Source organism: Roseateles sp. P1_C1_2 (assembly GCF_056406535.1).
The window spans coordinates 1-20,272 of record NZ_JBFUAB010000023.1 but is presented as its reverse complement, the minus strand read 5'-3'; the positions used below and the strand labels follow the sequence as shown (position 1 = coordinate 20,272).

Genomic DNA, 20,272 nt, shown 5'->3' with positions numbered 1-20,272 from the left:
CTACTTCTTCAGGCCGAGGGCTGCCCAGCCCTCGTGCCCCAGCTTGTCCAGCGTCTCGAGGTTGTTCTCGTAGATGGAGGCCGTGTCGGGCATGGACTCGACGGCGCGCTCGATGCTGTCCTCGCGCAGGATATGCAGCGTGGGGTAGGGCGAGCGGTTGCTGTAGTTGGCGATGTCGTCGGGCGTGTTGCCGTCGAACTGGTAGCCGGGATGGAAGTCGGCGATCTGCAGGATGCCGTCGAGCTTGAGCTCTTCCACCAACCCGTCTGCCGCGTCGAGGAAGTCGTTGAAGTCGAGGAAGTCGGTCAGCACATTCGGGTGGATGACCAGCGTCGTGTCGACTTCCTCCGGGTCGGCGCGGTTCAGCGCCAGCAGCTCGTGCGCCAGGTCCTTCAGCAGCTGTTCCGGATCGGTCGCCTCGCTGACGACATAGCGGATGCGCTCGTTGACGTGCACGGCTTTCGCGAACGGGCAGAGGTTCAACCCGATGACGGCCTTGACGACCCAGTCGCGGGTGTCCTGGATGATCTGTTCGGAATTCATCGCGGCGTGTTCAACCACTGTTCAGCCATGCGCACCCACATGGAGCCGCCCAGCGGGATCAAATCGTCGTTGAAGTCGTAGCTGGGGTTGTGCAGCGTGCAAGGTCCCATGCCATGGCCGCCGATGCGGTGCTCGCCTTCGCCGTTGCCGATGAGGAAATAGCAGCCGGGCTTGTCCAGCAGGTAGTAGCTGAAGTCCTCGGCGCCCATCGTCGGCTCGAACTCCTGCACGTTGTCGGCACCGACCATGTCGGCCAGCACGCGGCGCGCGAACTCGGTCTCGGCGGGGTGGTTGATGGTCGGCGGGTAGTTGCGGCGGAACTCGAACTCGGCGGTGAGCTCGAAGGCGCCGGCGAGCTGCTCGGTCATCTCCTTCATGCGGCGCTCGAACAGGTCCAGCAGCTCCAGCGTGAAGGTGCGCACCGTGCCTTCCATGACGACGGAGTCCGGCACGACGTTGGTGGCTTCGCCGGCGTGGATCATCGTCACGGAGATGACGCCGGGGTCGATGGGGCGCTTGTTGCGGCTGACGATGGTCTGGAAGGCCGTGACGAGCTGGCAGGCCGCCGGCACGGGGTCCAGGCCGAGGTGGGGCATGGCGGCGTGCGAGCCCTTGCCCCTGAGCGTGATCTTGAACTCGTTGCTGCTGGCGAACACCGGGCCGCTCTTCAGCGCGAACTGGCCGGCCTTCATGCCGGGCCAGTTGTGGGCGCCGAACATGGCCTCCATCGGGAACTTCTCGAACAGGCCGTCCTTGATCATCTCGCGGGCGCCGCCACCACCTTCCTCGGCGGGCTGGAAGACCAGGTAGACCGTGCCGTCGAAGTTGCGGTGCTTGGCCAGGTGCTTGGCCGCGGCCAGCAGCATGGCCGTGTGGCCGTCGTGGCCGCAGGCGTGCATGCGGCCGAGATATGAACTGGCGTGCGGAAACTGGTTGCGCTCGGTCATCGGCAATGCGTCGATGTCGGCACGCAGGCCGACGGCGCGGTCGGATGTGCCGTTCTTGACGATGCCCACCACGCCGGTGGTGCCGAGGCCGCGATGGATGGGGATGCCCCAGTCGGTCAGCGCCTGGGCGATGACGTCCGCGGTGCGCTGCTCGTGGAAGCAGAGTTCGGGGTGCTTGTGCAGGTCACGGCGGATGGCCGTGATGGCCGGCGCGTCGGCGAGGATGGTGTCGATGAGCTTCATGAGAGGGTGACTTCAGGCTCTGTAAGGGGTCGAGTTTAGGATTGCGGCCGTGAATCTGCGTCGCAACGTCCGCGGCTGGCTTTTGTGGCTGGCCTTTCTCCTGCCCCTCGCGCAAGCGATGGCAGGGGTGCATGCGCTGTCGCACGTCAGTGCCGACCGCCAGGACGATGGCATCGCCCACCTGGTTCATTGCGACCTCTGCCTGACCGCCGCCGACCTTGGCACGGGCGCGCCGGCCGCCGAGCCGGTGGCCGTGGTGGCCGATACGGCCACGCATGCCGCCCCGCTGGTGGCCCGCGGCGGTGCGCCGCGCGCCGTCAGCCTCGGCCTGCCGCCCGCCCGGGCACCCCCCGCTTCCGCCTGAACTCCAGCCTTCCCGCGCCTGAAACCGGCGCGGGTGTTTGCGTTTTCTTGCGGAAGTACCCCTCATGCGTTCCTTTGCCCTGGCGCCCCTCGCGGCCGCCTGTCTCGTTTCCCTTTCCGCTCATGCCGAGCCCGCCGAATCCCTCGACAAGGTCGTCGTCACCGGCAACCCGCTGAAGAGCCAGGTGCTGGCCCAGCCCAGCGATTCCCTGGGCGGCGACCAGCTTGTGCTGACCCGCGCCGCCAACCTCGGCGACACGCTGCAGGGCCTGCCCGGCGTGGCCGCCACCAACTTCGGCCCCAATGCCAGCCGGCCCAGCATCCGCGGCCTGGATGGCGACCGGGTGCGCATCCTCAGCAACTCGGGCGCGTCGGTGGATGCGTCCAATCTCAGCTTCGACCATGGCGTGGCCATCGACCCCCTGGTCATCGACAAGGTCGAAGTGCTGCGCGGCGCCGCGGCGCTGCTCTATGGCGGCAACGCGGTCGGCGGCGTCGTCAACACGCTGGATAACCGCATTCCCCGCACGCTGATCGATGGCCTCAGTGGCGCGGCCGAGGTGCGCCTGGGCGGCGCCTCGCGCGACAGGAGTGGCGCCCTCGTGCTGGACGGCGGCAGCGGCCAGCCGCATGCCGGTTTCGGCTGGCACGTCGACCTGTCCGGCCGCGATGCCGGCGACCAGGCCGCGCCGCGCTTCGACAGCGAGGGTGAAAGCCGCACCAGCGTGCGCAACTCGGCCGCCCGCAGCCATGGTGGCGCGGTGGGCGGCTCGGTGTTCTTCCAGGGCGGCTTTGCCGGCGTGTCGGTGGACGACTTCCACACCAACTACGGGACGACGGCCGAGGAGGACGTGACCATCCGCATGCAGCGCCAGCGCCTGGCCACGGCGGGTGAGTGGGCGACGGCCGATGGCCCCATCCACCGCATCAGCTGGCAGCTCAGCCGCAACCGCTACGAGCACCAGGAGGTGGAAGGCACGGGCGAGGTCGGCACGACCTTCAAGAGCACCGGCACCGATGGCCGCGTGGAGGTGGAGCACGCTGCGATCCAGACACCGTGGGGCCCGGTCAAGGGCCTGATCGGCCTGCAGACCGAAGCGCTGGACTTCTCCGCCCTGGGCGAGGAGGCCTTCGTGCCCAGCACCCGCACGCGCAACACCGGCGTCTTCCTGCTGGAGCAGGCGAGGCTTGCCGGCGTGGACTGGTCGGCCGGCGCGCGCACCGAGAGCGTGACGGTGGACTCCGACGGTGGCGAGCGCTTCGGCGCGGCGGCATCCAGGCGCTTCAAGCCCGTCAGCGTCGCACTCAGCGGCGTCTATCCGCTGAATTCGGCCTGGAGCCTCAGCGCCAACCTGAACCGCACCCAGCGTGCGCCGGCCTACTACGAGTTGTTCGCCAATGGCCTGCATCTGGCCAGCGCCGCCTACGAGCGTGGTGACGCCAACCTCGGCCTGGAGCGCTCCAAGGGGGCCGACATCGGCCTGAAGTGGGAAGGCGATGGCAGCCATGTGCATGTCAACGTCTACGAGACGCGCTTTGCCAACTACATCGCGCTGCAGGCCACCGGCGCGACGGCCGACAACGACGGCGAGGCGGTGCCGGTCTACAACTTCCAGGCCGTGCCGGCGCGGTTGCGCGGCGTGGAGTTCGAAGGCCGTTGGCAGCTGCACCCGGCCATCGCGCTGCTGAGCCAGCTCGACGCCGTGCGCGGCGACAACCGGGCGACGGGTGAACCGCTGCCCCGGCTGGCGCCGCTGCGCGCCATGCTGGGCCTGGAGGCCAGGCAGGGCGACTGGTCGGGCAAGCTGGAATGGCGCGGTTCTGCGCGCCAGAGCCGGGTGGCCCAGTTCGACACCCCGACCCCCGGCTACGGCACCGTGCGCTTGAGTCTTGCCCGCCAGCTGCGCTGGGGCCAGACCGACGCGCTCTGGTACCTGAAGCTGGACAACCTGGGCAACAAGCTGGCCTACAACGCGACGGCCGTGCCGACCATCCGCGACCCGTCGCCCCAGCCGGGTCGGTCGGCGAGTACAGGGTTGCAACTGCGTTTCTGACGGTCGAAGGCGGTGTACAACCGTGCATGCCGCCCACGCACCGGGCGGTATGCACGCAAGTCGTGCGTGCACGCACCAGAAGCTTCTTCTTGCGCGGGCGCGGAACTTGCGTCGCACGGCAGGGAACAGGAGCGACGATGCAGACCGCCTTTGACGAGATGAATGCGGCAGGGTCGAACAAGACCCGCGCCCACTACGAGTCCTATGCCCGCTGGCTGGCCGAACAGCCCGAATCGCTGATGCGCGAGCGGCGCGAGCAGGCCGAACTGATCTTCCGCCGCGTTGGCATCACCTTCGCCGTCTACGGCGACAAGGACTCGGGCGAAGGCACCGAGCGCCTCATCCCCTTCGACCTGATTCCGCGGGTCATCCCGGCGTCCGAATGGACGTCCATGCAGGCCGGCCTGGCCCAGCGCGTGACGGCGCTGAACCGCTTCATCCACGACGTCTATCACGACCAGGAGATCCTCAAGGCCGGCATCGTGCCCGCCGACGAGATCCTGAACAACGCCCAGTTCCGCAAGGAGATGATGGGCGTGGACGTGCCGGGCAATGTCTACAGCCACATCGCCGGCGTCGACATCGTGCGCGCCGGCAATGCCGACGGCACGGGCGACTACTACGTGCTGGAGGACAACCTGCGCGTGCCCAGCGGCGTGAGCTACATGCTCGAGAACCGCAAGATGATGATGCGGCTCTTCCCGGACCTGTTCGTCAGCCACCGCATCGCGCCGGTGGCCCATTACCCCGACCTGCTGCTGGACACGCTGCGCAGCGTCGCGCCCTCGGGGGTGTCCGACCCCACTGTCGTGGTGCTGACTCCGGGCATGTACAACTCGGCCTACTTCGAGCACGCCTTCCTGGCCCAGCAGATGGGCGTGGAGCTGGTCGAGGGTCAGGACTTGTTCRTCGACGGTGGCTTTGTGTACATGCGCACGACGCGTGGCCCCAAGCGCGTGGACGTCATCTACCGCCGCCTGGACGACGACTTCCTCGACCCGCAGGTCTTCCGTGCCGATTCGCAGCTGGGCTGTGCGGGCCTGGTCGGCGCCTACAAGGCCGGCAAGGTGACGCTGTCCAACGCCATCGGCACGGGCATCGCGGACGACAAGTCCATCTACCCCTATGTGCCGAAGATGATCGAGTTCTACCTCGGCGAGAAACCCATCCTGCAGAACGTGCCGACCTATGTCTGCCGCGAGAAGGAGGGCCTGGCCTACACGCTGGCGCATCTGTCCGAGCTGGTGGTCAAGGAGGTGCATGGTGCCGGCGGCTACGGCATGCTGGTCGGCCCGGCAGCGACCCAGGACGAGGTCGAGGCCTTCCGCGCCCGGCTCATCGCCAACCCCGGCAACTACATCGCGCAGCCGACGCTGTCGCTGTCCAGCTGCCCGACCTTCGTGGAGAGTGGCATAGCGCCGCGTCACATCGATCTGCGACCCTTCGTGCTGTCGGGGTCGTCGGTGCGCATGGTGCCAGGGGGCCTGACCCGGGTCGCGTTGAAGGAGGGCTCCTTGGTGGTGAACAGCAGCCAGGGCGGCGGCACCAAGGACACCTGGGTGCTGGAAGACTGAGGGAGAGAACCAGATGCTTTCTAGAACCGCTGACCATCTTTATTGGATGTCGCGCTACATCGAGCGCGCCGTTCAAGCGCACAGCGCTTGCGCCGAAGGCAAAACACCGCGACGCGCGCCAGCGCGTGCTGTGTTCTCGGCCAACGATTCGGAGTCGAAGCATGCTGTCTAGGACTGCTGACCATCTCTATTGGATGTCCCGCTACATCGAGCGGGCCGAGAACACCGCGCGTCTGCTCGACATCGCCTACCAGACCTCCCTGCAGCCGCAGTCGGCCAGCGAGTCCGAGCAGACCTGGCGCAGCCTGGTATCCATCTCCGAGCTGAACAGCCTCTATGGCACCAAGTATGCGGAGATCAACGGCCGCAGCGTCATGGAGTTCATGGTGGCCGACGAGGCCAACCTGTCGTCCATCTTCAACTGCCTGCGCGCCGCGCGCGAGAACGCCAGGGCCGTGCGCGGGGCGCTGACGACCGAGGTCTGGGAGACCATGAACCAGACCTGGCTGGAGTTTCGCCGCCTGTTGCGCGAAGGCCTGCTGGCGCGCGACCCGTCGCAGCTCTTCGAGTGGGTCAAGTACCGCAGTCACCTGTCGCGCGGCGTCACGGTGGGCACCATGCTGCAGGACGAGGCCTTCCACTTCATCCGCATCGGCTCCTTCCTGGAGCGGGCCGACAACACGGCGCGGCTGCTGGACATCAAGTTCTATCGCCAGGACGAAACCGGCACGGAGCGCGACGCGGCGCGTGACTTCTACTACTGGTCGGCCGTGCTGCGCTCGGTGTCGGGCTTCGAGATCTACCGCAAGGTCTACAGCAACGTCATCCAGCCGGACAAGGTCGCCGAGTTGCTGATCCTGCGTCCCGACATGCCGCGCTCCCTCTCGCATTGCATGACGCGCATGCAGGCCAACCTCAAGCGTGTGGCCAACCCCCAGTCCGACGAGACCCTGCGCCGCGTCGGCCGCTTGGAGGCCGAACTGGCCTATGGCCGCATCGACGAGATCCTGGCGCAGGGGCTGCACCCTTTCCTGGATGGCTTCCTCGCCGAGGTGGCCGACCTCGGTGCCGCCATCAGCCGCGACTTCCTTGTTCCTTCGACTTGAGCCACAGGGCCACGCATGTCAATCCACGTCGCCCTCAAACACGTCACCCGCTACAAATACGACCGCCCGGTCAGCCTCGGCCCCCAGGTCGTGCGCCTGCGGCCGGCGCCGCACTGCCGCACGCCGGTGCTGTCGTATTCGCTGCGAATCGAGCCAGCGGACCACTTCATCAACTGGCAGCAGGACCCGTTCGCGAACTACCTCGCGCGGCTGGTGTTCCCCGAGAAGACGACGGAGTTCACCGTCACGGTGGACCTGGTCGCCGAGATGGCGGTCTACAACCCCTTCGACTTCTTCCTCGAGGAGCACGCCCAGACCTTCCCCTTCAAGTACGACGAGGTCCAGCAGATCGAGCTCGCGCCCTATCTGCAGGTCGAGCCGCTGACACCCTTGCTGGCCGCCTACCTGAAGGACATCCCGCTCGACCGGCGCTCGACGAATGACTTCCTCGTCGAGCTCAACCAGAGGGTGCAGCGCAGCGTCTCCTACCTGATCCGCATGGAGCCCGGCGTGCAGACGCCCGAGGAGACGCTGGCCAAGGCCTCGGGCTCCTGCCGCGACTCCGGCTGGCTGCTGGTGCAGCTGATGCGCCACCTCGGCCTGGCGGCGCGCTTCGTGTCGGGCTATCTGATCCAGCTGACGCCGGACGAGAAAGCGCTGGACGGCCCCAGCGGCACCGAGGTCGACTTCACCGACCTGCACGCCTGGTGCGAGGTCTACCTGCCTGGCGCCGGCTGGATCGGCCTGGACCCCACCTCCGGCCTGCTCGCGGGCGAGGGCCACATCCCGCTGGCCGCCACGCCCACGCCCGGCAGCGCCGCGCCCATCAGCGGTGCTGTCGACAAGGCCGAGGTCGAGTTCGAGCACGAAATGAGCGTCACGCGCATCTACGAGTCGCCGCGCGTGACCAAGCCCTACACCGAAGAGCAATGGGCCGAGGTGCTGACGCTCGGCGAGCAGGTGGACCGCGAACTGGCCGCCGGCGACGTGCGCCTGACCATGGGCGGCGAGCCCACCTTCGTCTCCATCGACGACCGCGACGCGCCCGAATGGAACACCGAGGCGCTCGGCCCCACCAAGCGGCTCAGCGCCCAGCAGCTCACGCACCGGTTGCGTGACGAATACGGCCAGGGCGGCTTCCTGCATTTCGGCCAGGGCAAGTGGTACCCGGGCGAACAGCTGCCACGCTGGGCCCTGTCCATCTACTGGCGCGCCGACGGCCAGCCCTGCTGGCGCAACCCCGACTGGTTCGCCGACGAGCGGGAAGGCCACGCCTACACGAGCACGCACGCCCAGGCTTTCATGAGCGCGCTGACGCGCCGCCTGGCCCTGCCCGACACGCATGTCGAGCCCGCCTACGAGGACACCTACTACTACCTGTGGCGCGAACGCCGCCTGCCGGTCAACGTCGACCCCTTCGACTCGCGCCTGGACGACGAGATGGAGAGGGCGCGCCTGCGCCGCATCTTCGAACAGGGCCTGGCCCAGGTCGTCGGCTATGTGCTGCCCATCAGTCGCAGCGGCGACTCACCGGCGCTGGCCGGCACGCGCTGGCAGACGGGGCCGTGGTTCTTCCGCGGCGAGCGCCTCTATCTCCACCCCGGCGACTCGCCGATGGGCTGGCGCCTGCCGCTGGATTCGCTGCCCTGGGTCAGCAAGGGCGACTACCCCTATCTGATCGAGCAGGACCCTTTCGCCCCGCGCGGCATGCTGCCCGCGGCGGCGGCACTGCGTGTGCAGACGCTGGGCGTGACCTCGGCCGGGCCGACGCCTGGCTTGCTGCCCGGCGGCAAGGCCGGCGGTGCAGGGGGCACGGGTGCTGGCCCCGCCGCACCGGGGCGCTTCGAGAGTGCCCGCGACATCACGCGCACCGCGCTGTGCGTCGAGGCCCGCGACCCGCGCCGCGCCAACGGCCCCGCGGCAGAAGCCAAGGGCAAGGCCAGTGGCGTCCTCTATGTCTTCATGCCGCCGCTGGAGAAACTCGAGCATTACATGGAGCTGCTGGCGGCGGTGGAAGCCGCTTGCGAGGACACCGGCTACAAGATCGTGCTGGAGGGCTACCCGCCGCCGCGCGACCCGCGCCTGAAGCTGCTGGCCGTCACGCCCGACCCCGGCGTCATCGAGGTCAACATCCACCCGGCGCACAGCTGGGGCGAACTGGTCGCCCACACCGAGTTCCTCTACGAAGCCGCGCGCCTGACGCGGCTGTCGAGCGAGAAGTTCATGATCGACGGCCGCCACACCGGCACCGGTGGCGGCAACCACTTCGTGCTCGGTGGCGCCACGCCGGCCGACTCGCCCTTCCTGCGCCGGCCGTCGCTGCTGGCCTCGCTGCTGGCCTACTGGCACAACCACCCCTCGCTGAGCTATCTCTTCAGCGGTCTCTTCCTCGGCCCGACGAGCCAGGCGCCGCGCGTGGACGAAGCGCGCAACGACCAGCTGCGCGAGCTGGAGATCGCGCTGGACGAGATCCACAAGCTGTCCGAACGTGACGCTGGGGACGTGCCGCCCTGGATCATCGACCGCATGCTGCGCAATGTGCTGGTGGACGTGACCGGCAACACCCACCGCAGCGAGTTCTGCATCGACAAGCTCTATTCGCCGGACTCCGCGACCGGACGCCTGGGCCTGCTGGAGCTGCGCGCCTTCGAGATGCCGCCGCATGCGCGCATGAGCATCGTGCAGCAATTGCTGCTGCGCGCCCTCGTCGCCCGCTTCTGGAAAACACCCTACCGCGCGCCGCTGGTGCGCTGGGGCACCGAGCTGCATGACCGCTGGCTGCTGCCGCATTTCATCCGCGAGGACTTTGCCGATGTCATGCAGGACATGCAGGAGGCCGGCTACGCGATGGACGCAGCCTGGTTCGCGCCGCACTACGAGTTCCGCTTCCCCAAGTACGGCGAGTTCGCGTCGCGCGGCGTGCACCTGACGCTGCGCGGCGCGCTGGAGCCTTGGCATGTGATGGGCGAGGAGGGCTCGGCCGGCGGCAATGTCCGCTATGTGGACGCGTCGATGGAGAGGCTGGAGCTGCATGTCACGGGCCTCATCGACCCGCGCCACCGCGTGACGGTCAACGGCCAGCCCGTGCCGCTGCAGCCCACGGGCCGCGTCGGCGAGTTCGTCTGCGGCGTGCGCTACCGCGCCTGGCTGCCGCAGTCGGCCCTGCACCCCACCATCGGCATCCATGCGCCGCTGACGGTGGACCTGGTGGACACCTGGCAGCAGAAGTCGCTCGGCGGCTGCCGCTACTTCGTCGCCCATCCCGGCGGCCGCAACTACGCGACGCTGCCGGTCAACGCCTACGAGGCCGAGAGCCGGCGCCTGGCGCGTTTTGCGGCCATCGGCCACACGCCGGGGCGTGTCGAAGTGAAAGAGCCGAAACGCAGCCTGGAGTTTCCTTTCACGCTGGATCTTCGCAAGACGGTCTAGACAGCTTGGGGCAAACTCACGGCATGAGCATTGACCTCGCCGAACTCCGCAAGCTCTCGGTGGCTGAACGCATTCAGCTGGCCGAGGACTTGTGGGACAGCATCGCCTTGGACGCCGCCGAGGCGCCGGGGCTGACCGACGCCCAGCGGCAGGAGTTGCAACGTCGCCTGCGTGCGCATGAGTCGGATCCATCGGCTGCCCTGCCTTGGGAGCAGGTGCGCGCCGAGTTGATGGCAGGGCCTGCATCACGCTGAGCCATGCGAGTTTTCTTTCGGCCTGAAGCACGCGACGAGCTGCTCGAAGCGCAGGCCTGGTACGAAGCTCACGCAATCGGCCTGGGACAGGAATTCGCCCGCGCCTTCGAGGTCGCGCTGCAGTCGGCCTGCCGGCAACCTGCCGGCTTCGCCGAGGTCGAGGAAGGCTGCCGTCGCGTCGTGCTGAGGCGCTTCCCGTACTCGCTCTACTACCGTGCTGCCGGCGACGAGTTGCTGGTGGTTGCCGTCTTCCACCATCGTCGTCCGCCCCCCGCAAGGCAGGGGCGGCGCTGAAACGCCCTGCATCATGCACATCGAGATCCAACCCGGCGTCCGCCTCTTCGTCGACATCGAGGGCCTGGGCCATGAGCCCGTCGGCCCGGAGCTGCGCGAGAAGCCGACGCTGATCCTCATCCATGGCGGCCCGGGTTTCGACCACACCGCTTTCCGCCCCTTCTTCAGCCGCTTCACCGACCTCTGCCAGGTCGTCTACTACGACCAGCGCGGCCACGGCCGCAGCGACCCGAGGCCGGCGGATGAATGGGTGCTGGATGTGTTCGCCGACGATGTGGTGCGGCTCTGCGATGCGCTGGGTGTGACCAAGCCCATCGTGCTGGGCCAGAGCTTTGGCGGCTTTGTCGCGCAGCGCTATCTGGCGCGCCACCCCGAGCATCCGAGCAAGGTCGTGCTGTCCAGCACCTCGCATCACTTCGGCCTGGAACGCAAGATAGCCCGCTTCGGCGCCCTGGGCGGGCCCGATGCCGCAGCGGCCACGCGCGAGTTCTGGGAGAACCCCGGGCCGGCCTCCTGGGCCGTCTACGAGAAGCACTGCCGCCATCTCTACAACACGCAGCCGAAGAACCCCAACGCGGGCGGCTGGATGATGTTCAAGCCCGAGATCCTGTTCGCCCACACCCGCACCGAGCTGCGCGACATGGATCTGCGCCCTGGCCTGTCCAAGGTGCAATGCCCGGTGCTGGTCATGGCCGGCGAGCAGGACCCGGTCACGCCGCCGCAGGATGCCGAGGAGATCGTCGCGGCGCTGCCGGCGCAATGGGTGCAGTTCGAGCGCTTCGCCGGCGTCGGCCATGGCGCCTGGCGCGACGACCCCGAAGCTGCCGAGAAAGTGCTGCGCGCCTTTCTGTCGCCGCGCGGCCCGGTCGGCGACGCTTTGCCCACACCCTAGGCGCAGGGCTTCGCGGCATGGACATTGCTCGACAATGCCCTTTCGCCCTCAACGCGCCGCATGACTGCATCGATACGCCTCGCCCATGTCTGAGCTCACCCCCAGTCAATGGAGCCTGTTACCCGACGAGCCCGAGGAGGTGCTGTCGCCCGACCCGCTGGCGCTGGCCCTGTCGGCCGCGCTGCGCAGCCGCGACGGCCACTTCTACGAGCTGACCGGCCAGGTCAACCAGCCCGGCGAGCCCCAGGGCGGCCTGGCCGAGCGCTGGCGGCGCTTCTTCGCCGCCGGTGGTGCCGCGGGCTGGCAGGAACTCAGCGCCAAGGCCCTGCGCGTGCAGCGCCGCGTGCTGGAGGACGGCGCCAGCTACAACGTGCACAGCGACGCCCCGCCGCTGCCGGGCCAGGACGAGCGCGAGGGTGCGCCGCTGGCCCGCCACTGGCCGCTGGAGCTGCTGCCCATGCTCATCGAGCCGGACGAGTGGCGCGGCATCGAGGCCGGCATCGCCCAGCGCTCGCGCCTGCTCAACGCCGTCATGGCCGACACCTATGGCGAGCGCAAGCTGCTCAACGAGGGCCTGCTGCCCGCCTCCCTCGTGCTGGCCCACCCGCAATACCTGCGCGGCATGCACGGCAGCCAGCCGGCCGGTGGCGTGCATCTGCAGGTGCTGGCCTTCGACCTGACGCGCTGTGCCGACGGCCACTGGTGGGTGGTCGGCCAGCGCACCCAGGCGGCTTCGGGCCTGGGCTATGTGCTCGAGAACCGCCTCATCATTGCCCAGCAGTTCCCCGAGGCCTTCCGCCAGATGGCCGTGCAGCGCCTGGCCGCCAGCTACCGCGATTTCATCCAGACGCTGATGAAGCTGTCGCCCGCCGGCGAGCGCAGCCGCGTGGCGCTGCTGACGCCGGGGCCGCGCAACGAGACCTATTTCGAGCAGGCCTTCCTGGCGCGCTATCTCGGCATCACGCTGGTCGAGGGCGCCGACCTGACGGTGCGCGCCGACAAGGTCTACCTGAAGACGCTGGCCGGCCTGGAGCGCGTGCACGTGCTGCTGCGCCGCGTCGACGACACCTGGCTGGACCCGCTGGAACTGCGCCCCGATTCCATCCTCGGCGTGCCCGGCCTGCTGCAGGCCGCGCGTGCCGGCGAGGTCATCATCGCCAACGCCCCCGGCGCCGGCTGGCTGGAGAGCCCCGGCCTGGCCGCCTTCTGGCCCGGCGTGGCCGAGAGCCTGCTCGGCGAGGAGCTGACGCTGCCGGCCATCCAGAGCTGGTGGTGCGGTGAAGACAGCGCCTGGCGCAGGCTGCGGCCGCGGCTGGCGGAATTCGTCGTCGTGCCGACCTTCTCGGCCAGCAGCACGACGCGCAGCTTCAGCCCCATCGTGGCCGCCGAGCTGACCGACGAGCAGCTGTGGGCGCTGGCCGAGCGCATCGACGCCGACCCCACCGCCTACACGCTGCAGGCGCGCGTCAAGCCCACCAAGCAGCCGGTCTGGACGCGCGGCGCGCTGGAGCCGCGCGTGGCCGTGCTGCGCGTCTTCGCGCTGACCGACGGGCAGGGCGGCTGGAAGGTGCTGCCCGGCGGCCTGGCGCGCGTCGCACCGCGCCGCGATCCACTGGCCGACGCCTGGCTGTCCATCCAGCGCGGGTCGCTCAGCGCCGACACCTGGGTCATGACCGATGGCGAGGTCGACCCGACGACGCTGCTGTCCCAGCCCCTGCAGGCCGCCGACCTGCGCGACGTGCACTGGACCGTCACCAGCCGCGCGGCCGAGAACCTGTTCTGGCTCGGCCGCTACACCGAGCGCGCCGAGAACAGCGCGCGGCTCGCGCGTTATGTCATCGAGGCCAGCGTCATGGTGCAGCGCGGCGCGATGGCGCCGCCCATGCTGCCGCTGCTGGACGCGCTGGCGCGCAGCCACGGCCTGGTCGGCGCCGACGCGCCACGCGCCGAGGACGACCCGCGCGGCTTCGAACGCGCGCTGCTGACGGCCCTGYTGCCGGCCTCCGGCGTCACCAGCGTCGGCTGGAACCTGCGCGCCCTGCAGGGTTGCGCCCAGGCGCTGCGCGAACGCCTGTCGCCTGAGGCCTGGCGCCTCATCCACGAGACGGCGGCCCAGTTCGAGCAGCATCTGCGCGCCGTGCTGGACCGGCCCGGCCCGGCCACGCCCGTCAGCGATGTGCTCAATGTGCTGGCCCGCGCCGACACCCATCTGGCCGCCATCACCGGCGCCCAGACCGACCGCATGACGCGCGACGACGGCTGGCGGCTGCTGTCCATCGGCCGCCAGATCGAACGCCTTTCATTCCATGCCGAGGTGCTGGCCGAGACCTTCGAACGCGACCTCGCGCTGACCGAGGACGGTTTCGCGCTGCTGCTCGGCGTGTTCGACTCCACCATCACCTACCGCGCCCAGTTCCAGGCGCGCCGCGAGGCGCCGCCGCTGCTGCATCTGCTCGTGCACGACACCGACAACCCGCGCTCGCTGGCCTGGGTCGCGCGCACGCTGCGCGACCGCTTCGCCAAGCTCGCCCGCCACGACCCGGGCTGGGCGGCCGACATTGCTGCCGAGCTGCCCGTGCCCGAGGCCTGGCCGCTGGCCGAGCTGGCGGCGCCGGGCGGCGCGCTGATCGAACAGCTGGACCGTGCGGCGGCCCAGGCCGGCGAGCTGTCCAGCCTCATCAGCCAGCGCTATTTCGCCCATGTCATCGGCGCGGAGCAACGCGTATGGCAGTGAAGTTGGCCGTGCACCATGTCACCGAGTACACCTATGACGACTCGGTGGAATGGGCCTATCACGCCGCCTGCCTGGCGCCGCGCAACACGCCGTGGCAGAAGGTCAGCGGCTGGCAGCTGGGCATCGACCCGCTGCCCGATGGCTGGGGTGTCGAAGGGCTGGAGCTGGACGCCGCCGAGCTGGGCCGCCACCTGCGCCGCGACCCCTGGGGCAACCGCCACCTGAGCTTCGGCCATGCGCGCGTGCACGAGAGGCTGGTCGTCGACAGCCGCTTCGTGGCCGAGCTGCAGGAGCGCCCGGCGCCCGACCCGACGCGCGGGCCGTCGTGGGAGTCGGTCGCCGCTGGCCTGCGCTACCGCGCCGGCCGGGCGCTGCAGGAGGCCGACGAGTTCGCGCTGGCCTCGGGCTATGCGGCGCCGGACGCGACGCTGGCCGCCTATGCGCGCCGGGCCTTCTCGCCCGGCCGCACGCTGGCGGCCGGTGGCCTGTCGCTGATGCACCAGATCCACACCGACCTGCGCTATCTGCCGCAGAGCACGACCGTGGCGACCCGTGCCGCGGATGCGCTGGCCCAGCGCAGCGGCGTCTGCCAGGACTTCGCCCATGTCTTCATCGCCGCCTGCCGGTCGCTCGGCCTGGCGGCGCGCTATGTGAGTGGCTATCTGCTGACGCGCCCGCCCGAGGGCGTGACCAAGCTCGTCGGCGCCGACGCCTCGCATGCCTGGGCCGAGCTGTGGTGCCCCGAGCAGGGTTGGCTGGCGCTGGATCCGACCAATGCCATTCCCGCGGGCCTGGACCATGTCACGCTGGCCTGGGGCCGCGACTATGCCGATGTGGCCCCACTGCGCGGCGTGCTGCGCGGCGGTGGCGTGGCGACGCTGAGCGTGGGCGTGACGGTGGAGCCGGTGGCCGGCTGAGCCGCGCTGCGGTCAGCCGCGCAGCAGCGGCAGCACCGACACCACCATCAGCGCCGCGGCGCCCCAGTTGAAGGCCTGCAGCGCGCGTGGGCGGTGCAGCCAACGGCGCATCTGTTCGCCCAGCAGGGCCCAGGAGCCGCAGCAGGGCAGGTTGACGAGGACGAAGACGGCCGTCAACGCCGCGATGCCGAGTTCACCATAGGCCGTCACGGCGGTCAGCGCCATGGCCCAGGCCTTGGGGTTGACGACCTGGAACAGCGCCGCGGCGCCGAAGCCCATCGGCCGGCCCTGGCCGCCGCCCTGGGCGCTGGGTGGCGCAGCGGTGGCGATCCTGACCGCGAGGTAGAGCAGATAGGCCAGGCTCGCCCACTTCAGCACCTCATGCAGGCCGGGGTAGCGCGTGAAGACCTCGCCCAGCCCGAGGCCGACGAGCACCAGCATGACCCCGAAGCCGAAGCTGATGCCCAACAGATGCGGCAGGCTGCGCCGCCAGCCAAAGTTGGTGCCCGAGGCCAGCAGCATCAGGTTGTTGGGTCCGGGCGTGATGGACATGACGAAGGCGAAGCCGGTGAGGGCGGCCAGCGTGCTGAGGGTGGTTTCCATGGCGCGCAACTCTAGGCAGGTCGGCGTCGAATGGGCTTGCGTTGTGCGGTGTTGCTGGGGCCGGTTGTGCAATCATCTGCGGTCATGGATGCGATTGACGACAAGATATTGCGCGAACTGGCCCGCGATGGCCGCCTGACCAATGCCGAGCTGGCCCAGCGCATTGCCCTGAGCCCCTCGGCCTGCCTGCGGCGTGTGCAGGAACTGGAGAGGCTGGGTGTCATCAAGGGCTACCGTGCCGTGCTGGACCCGACGCAGCTCGGCATGGGCTTTGTCGCCTATGTGGCCATCGGCCTGTCGCGCCACACGCTGGGTGAGCAATTGAGCTTCGAGCAGGCCATGAAGGACTGCCCCGTCGTGCGCGAATGCCACAACGTGACCGGCGCCTTCGAGTACCTGCTGCGCGTCGAGGTGGCCGACCTGCCGGCCTACAAGCGCTTCCATGCCGACGTGCTGGGCGGCCTGCCTCAGGTCAGCATGATCACGAGCTACATCGTCATGGACTCGCCGAAAGACGATAGGGGCTGATCCAGCGCTCTGCATTCGGGTTTGCGGGCCGAGCGCCGGGCCGCCCCTAGCCGGCCCGCGTATGGCGATGTGCTTGCGGCTCAATGCCGCAAGCATCGCCGTCCCCTCGGGGGACCGGTCAGGCTGGCCCGTGTTCAGCAGGGCCAGACTGGACGAGGGGCTTCAACGTTTGACTTTGCCGTCGCCGGTCAGCATCGACAGTTCGACAAAGCTCGAGCCGGCATGCTTGGTGGGCGTGAAATGCAACCGGTAGCCGCGTGACTCGTAGCCGGACAGCGTCTCCAGCGCGCCGATCAGCGCGTCGCGATTGAGGCGGCCGCCCAGGCGGCGCAGGCCGTCGACGATGACGCGTGCGGCGACATAGCCTTCCATGCTGGTGTAGTTGGGCTCGGCCTTGGCGTCGAGCTTGGTGATGGCCTGCTGGTAGTCGTTGACGAGGCCGACCGCGGTGCCGAAGGGCGAGGGCATCACCTGCGAGACGACGACGCCGGCGGCGTCCTTGCCGAGCTCATCGGCCAGGGCCTGGGTGCCAACGAAGGACACGTTGTAGAACTGGCCGTAATAGCCGGCCTTGCGCGCCTCGCGAATGAAGGCGGCGCAGCCCTTGTAGGCACCGATCTGCACGATGGCCTCGGGCTGTGCCGGCACCAGCGTCTTCAGCGCGGAGGCCACGTCCACGCTGTTGCGCTCGACGGTGGCGACGGCCAGGGGTTGCAGCCCGCGTTTTTCCAGCGCGCGCTGCACACCCTTGAGGCCGGCCTGGCCGTAGGCATCGTTCTGGTGGAAGACGGCGATCTTCTTCAGGTCGAGCTGGGTCAGTTGCTTGACGATCAGTTCCGTCTCGTCGTAGTAGGACGCGCGGACGTGGAAGACCAGCTTGTTGAAGGGGTCGCGCAGCGCCTCGGCGCCGGTGAAGGGCGCGACGAAGGGGATCTTGGCGGCGTTGACCAGGGGCAGGGCCGCCAGCGAGGTGGGCGTGCCGACATAGCCGAACAGCGCGAAGACATCCTCCTGGATGAACTTCTCGGTGTTGGCCTTGCAGCGCACCGGGTCGTAGCCGTCGTCCAGCGTCTTCAGCACGATGGGCAGTCCGCCGACGCCGCCAGCCGCATTGACGCCGTCGAAATAGGCCTTGGCGCCGAGCTGCATCTGCAGGCCGAGTTGGGCGGCAGGGCCGGTCAGCGGCACGGACTGGCCGAGCACGATGGCGCGGCGTTCCTGGGCGCGAGCGAATGTGGCCGGCAGCGCGAGGCTGGCCAGGGCGAGATGGGCTTGGCGGCGGGTCAGCATGGGCGCGAATGATGCCGCAAGCCGCGGGGGCTGTTACAACCAATTGATCCACGGCATGCGTCGCGCGTGAATACGCCCTGGATGAAACGTTTGCTAACTTGTACGTGAGCGGGCGCGGCCGGCCCGCTTGTTGGCATACATGGCTTCGTCGGCATGGCGCATCAGCGCATCCGGCGTGCGGCCGTTGTTGGGGTAATGGGCCAGGCCCAGGCTGCTGCCCACGGCGACCTGCTCGCCCGAGCTCAGCGTGATCGGCTGGGACAGCGCGTCCAGCAGGCGGTTCAGCACCGGCTCGGCGTCGGCGGGCGCCAGGGCCGGCGTCAGCAGCACGACGAACTCGTCGCCGCCCAGYCGCGCCACCGTGTCGCTGGCGCGCAGGCCGGCATGCAGGCGCGCGGCCACGGCCTTGAGCACTTCGTCGCCGGCGTCGTGGCCATGGTTGTCGTTGATCTGCTTGAAGCCGTTCAGGTCGAGATAGGCCAGCGCAAAGACGTGGCCGTTGCGCTCCGCGCCCGCGATGGCCTGCTTGAGCCGGTCACCCAGCAGCAGGCGGTTGGGCAGGCCGGTCAGCGCGTCGTGCAGGGCAGCGCGCTCCATGCGCGCCTCGTGGGCCTTGCTCTGCGTGATGTCCACCATCATCCACAGCGACTCGCCGCCCCGTTCGCTGGAGACTGCGGGCAGTTCCACGCCAGCCAGGTCCACCCAGATCAGCGAGCCGTCCTTGCGCCGCATCTGCAGCTGGGTGCGGAAGCGCCCGCCGGCCTTGAGCTGCGGATAGGCCAGGGCTCCCAGGGTCCCGTAGGCGGTGTCGTCGACGTAGAGCTGGCGCGCCGGCATGCCGAGCAGCTCGCCTTCGGCATAGCCGAAGATGCGCTCCAGCGCATGGTTGCGCCAGACGATCGTGCGGTCGCGCAGCTTGGTGATGCCGACCAGATCGCTCTCCAGCATGGCCTCCTGGTCCAGCGTCAGCTGGTGCAACTGCTGGCGGATGCGGTGGGTCTCACTGATGTCGAACATCACCGAGCGGCTGCGCAGGTAGCGGCCGTCGGGGGCGTAGATGGCCGTGGCGGACAGGCTGACGCGGCGGACCTCGCCCTGGCGGCCCTTGACGTTGAACTCCAGCTCCGAGACCCTCCCTTCGCGCATAAAGCGCGGGAAGGCCTGGCTGAACAGCACCCGGCCCTCGGCATCGAAGAAGTCCGCCGGGCTGGCCTGGCCGATCAGCTCCTCGGCCGTCGCACCCAGCCAGCTCAGGCCGAGGGCGTTGATCTGCAGGAAGCGGCCGTTCTGGTCCAGCGCGTAGTAGGCGCAGGGCGCGTTGTCGTAGAGGTCCTGGAAGCTCTGGCGCGCCTCGTCGGCCTGGGCCTGCAGCTGCTTGCGCGCCGTGATGTCGGACTCGATGATCATGAAGCCCGTCAGGCCGTCGGCACCGTCCAGGGGCTGGATCTCGATGTCCACCCAGTAGTCGCGGCCGTCCTTGCTGCGGTGCATCAGCTCCACCTTGCAGCCCAGGCCGACGTTCATGGCCTCGCGCATGCCGTGCACGGTGTCCTCGTTGGTCAGCTCGGAATGCAGCAGCTCGCTGGGCAGACGGCCCAGGGCCTCCGCGCTCGTGAAGCCGCTGAGCCGCGTGAAGCCATCGTTGACCCAGTTGATGCGGCGCTCGGCATCGGTGATGAGGACGGCGTTCGTCGTGTGGCTGGCCACCCGGGCGAGCCGCGTCAGGTCGGCCGTCATGCCGCGCGCCATCTCCTCGGCGCGCGCCCGGCCGGCGGCCAGCAGATAGACCGTCACGGCGAGCAGCAGGCTCAGCAGGGCGCCGCCCAGCTCCAGGCCGACGCCGGACAGGCCGAGCAGCTTGACGGCGGCGTCGTGCGTCAGCGCGGTGTCGAGCATGAACTCGCGCCCGGCGACCGTGAAGGACAGCGCCTCGGCCGTTGGGGCGTCCGCCAGCGAATAGTCGGCCGCTTCCTCGGGCGTCAGGGCCTGACCCCGGTGCAGGGCCAGCAGCGGCCTGAACTCGCCGTCCGCCGTTTTCGCGGACAGCTTCAGGTCCAGCAGCGCTGCCGCCGGCTCGGCCACGCCGTGCAGCAGCTCGTTGGCCACCAGCGGTGCGTACAGCAGGCCCAGCAGCGCGGCGCGGCGCTGGGTCGGCGTGCCGGGGTCGTGCCCTTCCCGGTAGACCGGCACCAGCAGCATGAAGCCCGGGCCCTTCAGCGGGTCCTGCACCAGGCGCACGGGGGCGGACAGGGTGGCTTCGCCGGTGTCGATGGCGCGATCGATGGCCTGGCGGCGTACGGGGTCGGCGCCGGAGTCGATGCCCCAGGCTGCGAAGTTGCGCGAGAACGGCGAGATCTGCGTGACGACGTAGAGGGTCTCGTCGGTGCCCGAACCATGCACGCGAAAACCCGTGGAGCCCTCGCGCTGGTGGGTGGCGACAAAGGCATCCAGGTCGCGCCGCGCCACGCGCTCGATGAAGCCGAAGCCGCGCACGCCGGGGA

General features: G+C 69.2%; 17 protein-coding genes. 12 read left to right on the top strand and 5 right to left on the bottom strand.

Annotation, left to right across the window (positions count from 1 at the left end):
• Window positions 1–543, bottom strand: a complete 543-nt coding sequence (locus tag AC1D2H_RS22040; RefSeq protein WP_477936421.1) for a DUF1415 domain-containing protein — start codon at window positions 541–543, stop codon at window positions 1–3.
• The gene (locus AC1D2H_RS22035) at window positions 540–1,733 is read right to left on the bottom strand and encodes a M20 aminoacylase family protein (protein ID WP_477936423.1); all 1,194 of its coding nucleotides are present in this window, start codon (window positions 1,731–1,733) and stop codon (window positions 540–542) included. Before AC1D2H_RS22035 ends, AC1D2H_RS22040 begins: the two co-directional genes overlap by 4 nt.
• A gap of 49 nt (window positions 1,734–1,782) precedes the next feature.
• Between AC1D2H_RS22035 and AC1D2H_RS22030 the strand changes: the two genes are divergently transcribed.
• From AC1D2H_RS22030 to AC1D2H_RS21980, 11 genes are all read left to right on the top strand, one after another.
• Window positions 1,783–2,097 (top strand): hypothetical protein, encoded by a 315-nt coding sequence (locus tag AC1D2H_RS22030; protein WP_477936425.1) that lies wholly within the window; start codon window positions 1,783–1,785, stop codon window positions 2,095–2,097.
• A gap of 64 nt (window positions 2,098–2,161) precedes the next feature.
• Complete coding sequence (locus AC1D2H_RS22025) at window positions 2,162–4,150, top strand: TonB-dependent receptor (RefSeq protein ID WP_478012460.1); 1,989 nt, start codon at window positions 2,162–2,164, stop codon at window positions 4,148–4,150.
• A gap of 137 nt (window positions 4,151–4,287) precedes the next feature.
• Window positions 4,288–5,724, top strand: a complete 1,437-nt coding sequence (locus AC1D2H_RS22020) for a circularly permuted type 2 ATP-grasp protein (RefSeq protein WP_478012459.1) — start codon at window positions 4,288–4,290, stop codon at window positions 5,722–5,724.
• Between the two features lie 13 nt (window positions 5,725–5,737).
• Complete coding sequence (locus AC1D2H_RS22015; RefSeq protein ID WP_477936431.1) at window positions 5,738–5,896, top strand: alpha-E domain-containing protein; 159 nt, start codon at window positions 5,738–5,740, stop codon at window positions 5,894–5,896.
• Window positions 5,886–6,830 (top strand): alpha-E domain-containing protein, encoded by a 945-nt coding sequence (locus AC1D2H_RS22010; protein WP_477936433.1) that lies wholly within the window; start codon window positions 5,886–5,888, stop codon window positions 6,828–6,830. The genes AC1D2H_RS22015 and AC1D2H_RS22010 overlap by 11 nt, the downstream gene beginning before the upstream one ends.
• Before the next feature lie 15 nt (window positions 6,831–6,845).
• Entirely contained in the window at window positions 6,846–10,259 is a 3,414-nt protein-coding gene (locus AC1D2H_RS22005) for a transglutaminase family protein (RefSeq protein ID WP_478012458.1), read from the top strand.
• 23 nt (window positions 10,260–10,282) lie between these two features.
• On the top strand, window positions 10,283–10,513 hold the full coding sequence (locus tag AC1D2H_RS22000; RefSeq protein WP_477936437.1) for an addiction module protein: 231 nt from the start codon (window positions 10,283–10,285) through the stop codon (window positions 10,511–10,513).
• Between the two features lie 3 nt (window positions 10,514–10,516).
• Entirely contained in the window at window positions 10,517–10,807 is a 291-nt protein-coding gene (locus tag AC1D2H_RS21995) for a type II toxin-antitoxin system RelE/ParE family toxin (protein ID WP_478012457.1), read from the top strand.
• 13 nt (window positions 10,808–10,820) lie between these two features.
• Window positions 10,821–11,699, top strand: a complete 879-nt coding sequence (locus tag AC1D2H_RS21990) for an alpha/beta fold hydrolase (protein ID WP_477936441.1) — start codon at window positions 10,821–10,823, stop codon at window positions 11,697–11,699.
• Between the two features lie 85 nt (window positions 11,700–11,784).
• Window positions 11,785–14,433, top strand: a complete 2,649-nt coding sequence (locus AC1D2H_RS21985) for a circularly permuted type 2 ATP-grasp protein (RefSeq protein WP_478012456.1) — start codon at window positions 11,785–11,787, stop codon at window positions 14,431–14,433.
• Complete coding sequence (locus AC1D2H_RS21980) at window positions 14,424–15,350, top strand: transglutaminase family protein (RefSeq protein ID WP_477936445.1); 927 nt, start codon at window positions 14,424–14,426, stop codon at window positions 15,348–15,350. The genes AC1D2H_RS21985 and AC1D2H_RS21980 overlap by 10 nt, the downstream gene beginning before the upstream one ends.
• A 12-nt stretch (window positions 15,351–15,362) precedes the next feature.
• Here the strand turns inward: AC1D2H_RS21980 and AC1D2H_RS21975 are convergent, their stop codons facing one another.
• The gene (locus AC1D2H_RS21975) at window positions 15,363–15,953 is read right to left on the bottom strand and encodes a LysE family translocator (RefSeq protein WP_477936447.1); all 591 of its coding nucleotides are present in this window, start codon (window positions 15,951–15,953) and stop codon (window positions 15,363–15,365) included.
• An 84-nt stretch (window positions 15,954–16,037) separates the two neighbouring features.
• On the opposite strand from AC1D2H_RS21975, the gene AC1D2H_RS21970 reads away from it, so the two are divergent.
• Window positions 16,038–16,481, top strand: a complete 444-nt coding sequence (locus AC1D2H_RS21970; protein WP_478012455.1) for an Lrp/AsnC family transcriptional regulator — start codon at window positions 16,038–16,040, stop codon at window positions 16,479–16,481.
• A 162-nt stretch (window positions 16,482–16,643) separates the two neighbouring features.
• Here AC1D2H_RS21970 and AC1D2H_RS21965 read toward each other — a convergent pair whose 3' ends face one another.
• Both AC1D2H_RS21965 and AC1D2H_RS21960 read right to left on the bottom strand, forming a co-directional pair.
• Window positions 16,644–17,771 (bottom strand): ABC transporter substrate-binding protein, encoded by a 1,128-nt coding sequence (locus AC1D2H_RS21965; protein WP_477936451.1) that lies wholly within the window; start codon window positions 17,769–17,771, stop codon window positions 16,644–16,646.
• A gap of 93 nt (window positions 17,772–17,864) precedes the next feature.
• A partial coding sequence (locus tag AC1D2H_RS21960; protein ID WP_478012454.1) for a sensor domain-containing diguanylate cyclase occupies window positions 17,865–20,272 on the bottom strand: 2,408 nt, incomplete at its 5' end.

Excerpts from the sequence above, each read along its gene's own strand:
- AC1D2H_RS21975 (WP_477936447.1), bottom strand. The coding sequence starts at position 15,953 with ATGGAAACCACCCTCAGCACGCTGGCCGCCCTCACCGGCTTCGCCTTC.
- AC1D2H_RS21965 (WP_477936451.1), bottom strand. The coding sequence starts at position 17,771 with ATGCTGACCCGCCGCCAAGCCCATCTCGCCCTGGCCAGCCTCGCGCTG.
- AC1D2H_RS22035 (WP_477936423.1), bottom strand. The coding sequence starts at position 1,733 with ATGAAGCTCATCGACACCATCCTCGCCGACGCGCCGGCCATCACGGCC.
- AC1D2H_RS21990 (WP_477936441.1), top strand. The coding sequence starts at position 10,821 with ATGCACATCGAGATCCAACCCGGCGTCCGCCTCTTCGTCGACATCGAG.
- AC1D2H_RS21970 (WP_478012455.1), top strand. The coding sequence starts at position 16,038 with ATGGATGCGATTGACGACAAGATATTGCGCGAACTGGCCCGCGATGGC.
- AC1D2H_RS22015 (WP_477936431.1), top strand. The coding sequence starts at position 5,738 with ATGCTTTCTAGAACCGCTGACCATCTTTATTGGATGTCGCGCTACATC.
- AC1D2H_RS21995 (WP_478012457.1), top strand. The coding sequence starts at position 10,517 with ATGCGAGTTTTCTTTCGGCCTGAAGCACGCGACGAGCTGCTCGAAGCG.
- AC1D2H_RS22005 (WP_478012458.1), top strand. The coding sequence starts at position 6,846 with ATGTCAATCCACGTCGCCCTCAAACACGTCACCCGCTACAAATACGAC.
- AC1D2H_RS22010 (WP_477936433.1), top strand. The coding sequence starts at position 5,886 with ATGCTGTCTAGGACTGCTGACCATCTCTATTGGATGTCCCGCTACATC.
- AC1D2H_RS22040 (WP_477936421.1), bottom strand. The coding sequence starts at position 543 with ATGAATTCCGAACAGATCATCCAGGACACCCGCGACTGGGTCGTCAAG.
- AC1D2H_RS22025 (WP_478012460.1), top strand. The coding sequence starts at position 2,162 with ATGCGTTCCTTTGCCCTGGCGCCCCTCGCGGCCGCCTGTCTCGTTTCC.
- AC1D2H_RS21980 (WP_477936445.1), top strand. The coding sequence starts at position 14,424 with ATGGCAGTGAAGTTGGCCGTGCACCATGTCACCGAGTACACCTATGAC.
- AC1D2H_RS22000 (WP_477936437.1), top strand. The coding sequence starts at position 10,283 with ATGAGCATTGACCTCGCCGAACTCCGCAAGCTCTCGGTGGCTGAACGC.